Origin of the sequence: Marivirga sp., assembly GCF_051117495.1 — a bacterium.
Taxonomy (GTDB): domain Bacteria; phylum Bacteroidota; class Bacteroidia; order Cytophagales; family Cyclobacteriaceae; genus Marivirga.
In genome coordinates, this window is sequence record NZ_JBNPEF010000039.1 from 25667 (window position 1) to 33142 (window position 7476).

Annotated in this window: 7 protein-coding genes; 2 read left to right on the top strand and 5 right to left on the bottom strand. The window is 33.1% G+C overall.

Features of this window, described 5'->3' with window-relative positions; translation table 11 throughout:
- Nucleotides 1-352: 352 nt before the first annotated feature.
- From ACFE0M_RS18205 to ACFE0M_RS18215, 3 genes are all read right to left on the bottom strand, one after another.
- Entirely contained in the window at nucleotides 353-2830 is a 2478-nt protein-coding gene (locus tag ACFE0M_RS18205) for a TonB-dependent receptor domain-containing protein (RefSeq protein ID WP_434547223.1), read from the bottom strand.
- A 123-nt stretch (nucleotides 2831-2953) separates the two neighbouring features.
- Complete coding sequence (locus ACFE0M_RS18210) at nucleotides 2954-4303, bottom strand: MATE family efflux transporter (RefSeq protein WP_434547224.1); 1350 nt, start codon at nucleotides 4301-4303, stop codon at nucleotides 2954-2956.
- Between the two features lie 52 nt (nucleotides 4304-4355).
- Nucleotides 4356-4760 carry a hypothetical protein gene (locus ACFE0M_RS18215; RefSeq protein ID WP_434547225.1) on the bottom strand — a complete coding sequence of 135 codons (405 nt, stop codon included), beginning with the start codon at nucleotides 4758-4760 and terminating at the stop codon, nucleotides 4356-4358.
- Nucleotides 4761-4980: 220 nt separating this feature from the next.
- Between ACFE0M_RS18215 and ACFE0M_RS18220 the strand changes: the two genes are divergently transcribed.
- Nucleotides 4981-5823 carry an alpha/beta fold hydrolase gene (locus ACFE0M_RS18220; protein WP_434547226.1) on the top strand — a complete coding sequence of 281 codons (843 nt, stop codon included), beginning with the start codon at nucleotides 4981-4983 and terminating at the stop codon, nucleotides 5821-5823.
- Here the strand turns inward: ACFE0M_RS18220 and ACFE0M_RS18225 are convergent.
- A complete protein-coding gene (locus ACFE0M_RS18225) occupies nucleotides 5763-6173 on the bottom strand; it encodes a DoxX family protein (protein ID WP_434547227.1) in 411 nt (136 codons plus the stop codon). The genes ACFE0M_RS18220 and ACFE0M_RS18225 overlap by 61 nt on opposite strands.
- Nucleotides 6145-6543 (bottom strand): alkyl hydroperoxide reductase, encoded by a 399-nt coding sequence (locus ACFE0M_RS18230; protein WP_434547228.1) that lies wholly within the window; start codon nucleotides 6541-6543, stop codon nucleotides 6145-6147. Before ACFE0M_RS18230 ends, ACFE0M_RS18225 begins: the two co-directional genes overlap by 29 nt.
- A 142-nt stretch (nucleotides 6544-6685) precedes the next feature.
- On the opposite strand from ACFE0M_RS18230, the gene ACFE0M_RS18235 reads away from it, so the two are divergent.
- A complete protein-coding gene (locus ACFE0M_RS18235; protein WP_434547229.1) occupies nucleotides 6686-7276 on the top strand; it encodes a hypothetical protein in 591 nt (196 codons plus the stop codon).
- The last annotated feature ends 200 nt before the right edge of the window (nucleotides 7277-7476 follow it).

Below are 7476 nucleotides of genomic sequence, written 5' to 3' on the forward strand. Positions count from 1 at the left end.
ATATTCTGATAAATGATTTCAACAATTCACCCAGATAAATGGATTTCTTTAAATCATAATCAGAAACTGCTAATGGTGTTCAGTGCGACATTCCCAATAAATTCAGAATTAATATTTTAATCTCTGATTAAAATATTAATTCTGAATTTAATGATTTGTCTGAAGAATTGCCTGATATGAAGTATTTGAAACAAGTTTCAATTATTCTAGATTCCTTTTTTCAAAGGAATGCACGGAATTGAATTTGTAGATAAATTGATGTTTTATCTTATTGATTTTATGGCTTATGTAATTTCAATAAAATAAAACAGTCTGACACACAAAGCATCAGACCGTTTTACAGTAAAATCAATTAAAATGTCTGACCTTCATCTCCTCCTGATTTTTGGTCATCATTGGAAATCCTGCTTCTCTTTTGTCGAGCTTTATAATCAAGCTGACCAAATTTATAGCTGAAATTAATACCAAAAGAACGGAAAGGGATGGCAAATACATTTCTTTGATAGAAGTCGCTATCCTCTTGCCCTAATTCACTTTCAAATGGTTTTCTTTTTTGAAATGGCTCAATAATGGATAAACCGATGCTTCCTCTCTTATCCCAAATTTGTTTTTTGATACCCATTCCAAAGATTGAAAATGCCGGATTAAATCCTTGTAAAGTTTGTCTTCTTGGTCTGGCAAAACCAAAAGCATCAATTGTCCAATCATTAGGTAACTTGATATTGGAATTAATATTTCCGCTGAATAACCAAGCATTATTTTCAACTTCTTGACCTTGAATTATCCCTTCTGACATAAAGTAATTTGCATTTACGCCCCCTCTGATGGTCCAAATTTTAAACAATTCTGTTGAAATGAATAAATTACTACCCACATTCTGTTGTGTGCCCACGTTTTCAAAAGTAGTTACTGTCGCATCTCTATCAGGATCTTCAAAAATCACGGATTGGATTACTTCGCTAATATCATTGTAGAAGAAGGAAAGGTTTACGGATGTCCCTTTTAAAAATGTACTGAAACCCAATTCGTAATTATCAGATAATTCAGGATTTAGAGTAGGATTACCAAAGCTGATATTTCGGATATTTCCTATTTCCTCATAAGGATTAACATTCCTTAAACTTGGCCTTTGAATCCTTCTATTGTAGGATAGTTTAACGGAATTGAATTTTCCGAATTTTTGATTAACGATAATACTTGGTAACCAGTTTTCATAGGATAAAGGATCGAAATTTCGCTCTGTAGCTTCTTCAAAACTGCCTTGCAGTCCCGTATATTCATATCTTACACCTGCAATTACCCCCAATTTTTTGGTTATATTCGTTTGAGTTGATACATATCCCGCATAAACATCCTGATTATAGTAAAATATGTCAGTTCTATTATCCACAATTTCATATTGATCTGATTCTTGTGGTTTAAATTCATACTGAAAATCACTATCAATGTCTCTTATAATGGATTTAAAACCCGTCTCAACTTTAAATTTTTCTCCAAAGGGATGCACATAATCTATTTGAACTGTATTTTCTCTGTTGTTCCCATCATTAATATTTCTCGCCACCTCATAATTCAGTGGCGTATCTTGATCAATTTCAAATTCTTGATCTCTCACATTACCATCAATTTTATAGGAAGCTGAAAACTCTCTTCCTTCTTGTTCAGGAAATTTCATCACATAATCTAAAGACCATTCGTAACCCCAGTTTTGAGAAAAGTTATCTTGGAATCTTTGAAATGAGCTTTCGTTTCCACCCAAATTTTGAGAAACGGTGTTGGTTCCTTCAGAATTGCTGTTGAATCCACGTAATCGTAAACTTGTAGATAAACTATGGAATGCATTAAAATCATAAAATGCTCCCATATTGCCAAAATAGCCTAATCTATTGCTTAAATTTTCTCCATTTTGTTCCCTTATGTTAGTCTGTCCATTTACTTCAGTTTTCTGATAAAAATCGGTAGTGGCATATTGTGGCCAAGAATAAAAAGAACTTCCATTTGCGTTAAAGCCTAATCTGCCTTTTCCGGCATTGATGCCCACAACCCCACGGTTGATACGGGTTCCGGCCGTTAAATCCACATTGCCTGCAAAGCCTTGTGGGGTTTGTTTTTTTGTAATGATATTAATAATACCTGCTGTTCCTTCACCATCATATTTGGCAGAAGGAGAAGTGATTACCTCAACACTTTTGATTTGATCAGAAGGAATCATTTTTAGTGCGTCTCCAGTATTGGCACCAAACATACTACTTGGCTTGCCATTGATGAGGATTTGCACATTGGAATTACCTCTCAAAGAGACATTTCCGTCTTGGTCAACTGATAATAAAGGTGCTCTTCTTAAGACATCCGAGGCATCACCGCCCATATTGGCAATATCTTGGTCAGCATTGTAAACAATCCTGTCAATTTTATTTTCAATGGTCTCTCTTCGACCGGAAACCACCACTTCGTCCAATTCATTTGTATCTGCTGAAAGCTTTATGCTTTCAAATGTATAATCAGGTTCTTTAGGTGTTAATTCCACTTCCTGAGTAAATTTTTTGTAACCCACGAAGGAAACCTCCACTATATATTTACCCAACTTCAAACCAACAATTTTAAAGCTTCCATCATCACCAGTAACCACTCCATTAACTGTTTCACCATCTTTGGGAGATTTAATGACTACGGTAGCATAAGACACTGGTTCTGAGGTTTTCTCATCTATAATAGTGCCGTCAATTTTCCCAGTAATTTGAGAATTTGTTCCTCCCCCATAATTGCCTCTTTGTTGTGCAAAGGAAATGCTAGTGACCCATGCTAATGTGAATAGTAATATGTATTTCATAATTTTATTTTCTTGCTATAAAGTTAGACACATAAAAAATGTTTATGTTATTTATAATACACTGAAGGTAATTCTATAGTCTTGAGATTGACTAAGTGATGATAAAAGGAAATGTTGTTTTTATTATACTGAGGATGGATTTAATACAATTTTCTTACTGTCGTAAACCAAATAACTCATACAAACTATTGCAGTGGCGAGATCCGCAATTGGGAAAGCAATCCATATTCCATTTAATTCGTAAAAATTAGGCAGTATAAGTAGGAGTGGGATAAGAAAAAATCCCTGTTTGGTTAAAGTGAGCAAAAGTGCAGGCAGTGCTTTTCCCAATGCTTGAAAGTAAGCCGCACTAATTAATTGAAAGGCAATTAGAGGAGTCATTAAAAAAGTAATTCTTAAAGCAGGAACAGTTTGCTTGATCAAATCCTGGTCATTTGTGAAGATACTTACAATCTGTGGAGTAAAGATTAAAATACCTGCATATATTATAGAGGAAAGCACTGTGGCAGAAATAATGGCATTTCTTAAAGTTAAACTTACCCTTTTAAATAATTCAGCTCCGTAATTATAGCCAATTATGGGCATAGAGCCTTGAGTTATCCCAATAGCAGGTACGTTTACCAGCATCATCATCCTGTTTATGATACCGTAAACAGCAATGGCACTTTCACCTCCGTACTTGAATAAAGAATTATTCAATACTAAAAATAGTAAGCTGACTACTCCTTGGCGGGCGATAGTAACGGAACCAATGGAAAAAATTTCTCCAGTGAGCTTAAAATCCAACAATAAATCTGATCGAGTTAATTTAAAACCTGTTTTTCCTTTTAAGAAAAAATATCCGGCATAAGAAGCACTGAAAAGATATGAGAATGTTGTAGCCCAAGCGGCTCCTTCAATTCCCCATCCTAAGACTGCAATAAAAATAGGATCTAAAATGACATTTACAATGGCTGGTACAATCATGACGACCATGGCTACTTTTGGATAACCTACCGCTCGGAAAATACTGTTAGACATCATAGCAAAAGCCAAAACAGGAATACCCAATAAAATGATTGTAAAGTAATCAATGGTAGGTTGCAATATATCTCCTTTTGCACCAAATACTTTAAGAATAGGCTCTATGAAAATCCAACAGCTTAAGCTAAAAAATATACCTAATATAAAGGTCAAGGTTAATTGATTGCCAAATGTTTTATTAGCTTTTTCAGGTTTTCCAGAGCCAAGAGCTCTTGAAATAATGGAGGCACCTCCAATACCTATTCCCATACCAATAGAAGAAATCAAAAATGTGATAGGGATTACCACAGTTATGGCAGCAATGCCTATAGAACCCACATAATTACCTACAAAAATGGTGTCAACTATGCCATAAATGGATAAAGTAAGAATTCCAATGGCAGAGGGAACTGCTTGTTTTCTTAATAGATAATTTATCGGCTTAGTGCCAAATTCGTCTGATGTGGTCATTAAATGTATTTATTGCAGATATATGTAACTACATATATTATTTAATGTTGTACTATTTCCCAATGAAATTCAAAATTACAATTAAAGTCCACATAATGGTGCGTTTCCAATTAACTTGCACCAATTTGCTTGCAGCACTTTGTATTTCATTTCCTGATTCAATTTGATTATGTAGAGGCACAGCCTGAAAAAAAGTAGAGGCCCATAGCAAAATGATTAATATACATTGCGTAAAAAGAATCCAGTTGAATTGGTTAAATGTTAGGTAGAATGTACTAAAAAGTTGTATCAACATTAATGGCATTACCACTACCGAAATCATATTGGTGTATTTTGGATGCCAAGCCGAAAGATTTACATCATCCATATAGCTAAAGGATGGATAAATAATCAGTTGTACTAACCAGATTAAAATTAATAAACCAAAATCTGATAATTCTTTTAAGTATGGAAGCATTGAAGTGTTCTCGAGATGATTTTACAAATGAAATAATAAAATTATAGTTTTTTATATTCTCTTAATTAGATGTCCAAGGAATTATTTTTTTGATTTTCTAGTGTTGCTTTGTCATTTTTATAATTTCAAAAACATGAAAGTTTCATCATCACAATTAACTTGACAATTCTGGTCTAAAATGAATTCTATAACAAAAGCCAATCGGTGATGTTTAGTCTTTATGAAAAAAACATCCCTTAATGTTGTTACTTACCATAATATTTCTTCCAAAGAATGGATTGTCTTTATTCATGGAGCAGGAGGGAGCACTGCCACATGGAAATATCAAATAAATGCATTTAAACCATTTTATAATCTTTTGTTAATTGATTTGAGAGATCATGGAAAATCAAAAAATATTGTACCGGAAGTGGAGCATTATAGCTTTGATTTAATTTCAGAGGACATCAAAACTGTGCTTGATGAGCATCAAATTGAAAAAGCTCACTTCATTACTTTAAGTTTTGGGAGTGTGATTATGCAGGATTTAAGCATCAAATACCCTCATTTAGTTGCCAGTGCTATTTTTGCCGGGGGTATATTTAAAGCTAATAATTTGATTAAATCTTTTGTACAGTTGGCAAGATTTTTCAATATATTTCTTCCTTATAAATGGATGTACAGCATATTTTCCTATTTATTGATGCCTTACAGAAAACATCAAAAATCTAGAAAAATATATCAAAACCAAGCACAAAAATTGACTCCTGGAGAGTATATGAAATGGGTTGGTTTATATAATGAGTTTTTCAGGCTATTAAACCGCTTTTACCATCAAGATATTAACTTCCCTGCACTGGCCATCATGGGAAAAGAAGATTATATCTTTTTAAAGTCAGCCAAAGCTTTTGCTAAAAATCATAAATCTGTATTATTTATGAAAATTAAAGGAGCTGGGCACATTTGTAATATCGACCAGGCAGATATCTTTAATGAATTGGCTTTGTTTTTCACCCATCAACATCAATATAAAACGGAAGATGACTTTCCTGATTTCCAAGCCCAAAAAAGTAAAGCAGGATGAATGATCAATAATCTAAACCAGCCAATCCATTCTGGTACGCATAAACCTATTTCTATGCATGAACCTAATTGAATGAAATATACATGTGAAGGGATAAATGCTAAAAGCATTGCAATTATCAAGTATGAAGCCGTTTTTCTACTGGGATAAAAGAAAACCCCTATAGCTAATATAATTTCAGCTATCCCACTCAGAATATTTATTTTCTCAGGATTTTCGAAGAAGGCTGGAATCAACGGTATATAGAATTCCGGGTTTATAAAATGATTTAGGCCAGCTATAAAGTAAAAACCTGTCAATAAGCGCAAAGACCATTTATTCTCAAGATAATTTCCAATTTGTTTTAACATGAACATCTTTTAAAATTAAGAAAAATGGAATCCACCATATAAAATCATTAGTAATTAAAGTATAAAAGAATTCAAAAGGAACCAATCCTTGCGCATAATTGAATACAAAACCTAATGGGCCAAATATTTTCCCTAAAAAGCCTACCATGATAATAGGCCAATGTTTATGCGGGTTATAGGAGGCCCACCAATATCCCAAACCATATACACCGATGACCATCCCCATACCTTGCCATACCATAGGATGGTTTATTTTTTCCATTCCTACCAACTCAAAAAAATGCTGGGGAAATAAAACCACCCAAGCACCCCAAATTAAATTATAGATTGCAGCGTAACGAAGTACAAGTTTTTGATATTTTAATTTCATAAAAAGCAAACTTGCATTAGTTTGATTTGTTAAATTTTTTAGTGTTTTTAAGTGCTAATTGCAATAAGTTTTTTTAAATCCATTCGTTCAAACTATATTTACAACGAATAAAAGCAGTGTTTTTTACGATAAATATTTTAATATGAGATTGAGTATAAAGATTTTGGTAATTTTTTCAGTTTTAGGTTTAGTTAACCTATCAATTGCTAATGCTCAAGAGGAAGCTAAATTATCTGAGCAGTACCAAAATATGATTGAAAGCAGTGAGACTTTTGAGAAATATAAAGTTATTCCAATTACAAAAGTCAATTCTTTTGGCCAAATATTAAATGATTCCATTAATTCTCTTAATCAGAAGGTCTCTTCCTCAAAAAGCGCTCAGTTAAATGCTGAAAAAGAAAGAGATTCTGCCAAAGCGCAAATGAATGATCTTAAATCGGAATTAGTAGAAGCGCAAAGTAAGGTAGATGAAATGCCATTATTCGGTATTCCTATGACTAAAACTACTTATAATATTGTCATGTGGACACTGGTTGTGATTTTATTGGCCGGATTGGTGATTGTTTACATCATGTTTATGAATAGTTTCAGGTTAACCAAACAAGCAAAAAGAGATAAAGAACGTGTTGACGAAGAATTGGAAGATTTAAGGAAAAGGTCTCACGATAAACAAGTGAAAATTAAAAGAGAATTACAAACAGCCTTGAATAAATTAGAGGAATATAAAAGATAATTATTTTAATATTATCGATATTTTGAAAACCACCTTCGAATGTGCATCATTGTAAGGTGGTTTTTTAATTTAGATCAATGCTGTCCTAAATAATTTAAAATTGAGATAAAAACCTAATCCTTCTGATATTTAATCCAGCTTTATCCATATTCAGGAAAAAGAACCCCCTGTTTGCCTTGATTTTGTAGTTTGGGTGGGTC

What these genes read in the sequence shown, in the direction of transcription:
- ACFE0M_RS18205 (WP_434547223.1), bottom strand. Translation starts at nt 2,830, where the DNA reads ATGAAATACATATTACTATTCACATTAGCATGGGTCACTAGCATTTCC.
- ACFE0M_RS18210 (WP_434547224.1), bottom strand. Translation starts at nt 4,303, where the DNA reads ATGACCACATCAGACGAATTTGGCACTAAGCCGATAAATTATCTATTA.
- ACFE0M_RS18215 (WP_434547225.1), bottom strand. Translation starts at nt 4,760, where the DNA reads ATGCTTCCATACTTAAAAGAATTATCAGATTTTGGTTTATTAATTTTA.
- ACFE0M_RS18220 (WP_434547226.1), top strand. Translation starts at nt 4,981, where the DNA reads ATGAAAAAAACATCCCTTAATGTTGTTACTTACCATAATATTTCTTCC.
- ACFE0M_RS18225 (WP_434547227.1), bottom strand. Translation starts at nt 6,173, where the DNA reads ATGTTAAAACAAATTGGAAATTATCTTGAGAATAAATGGTCTTTGCGC.
- ACFE0M_RS18230 (WP_434547228.1), bottom strand. Translation starts at nt 6,543, where the DNA reads ATGAAATTAAAATATCAAAAACTTGTACTTCGTTACGCTGCAATCTAT.
- ACFE0M_RS18235 (WP_434547229.1), top strand. Translation starts at nt 6,686, where the DNA reads ATGAGATTGAGTATAAAGATTTTGGTAATTTTTTCAGTTTTAGGTTTA.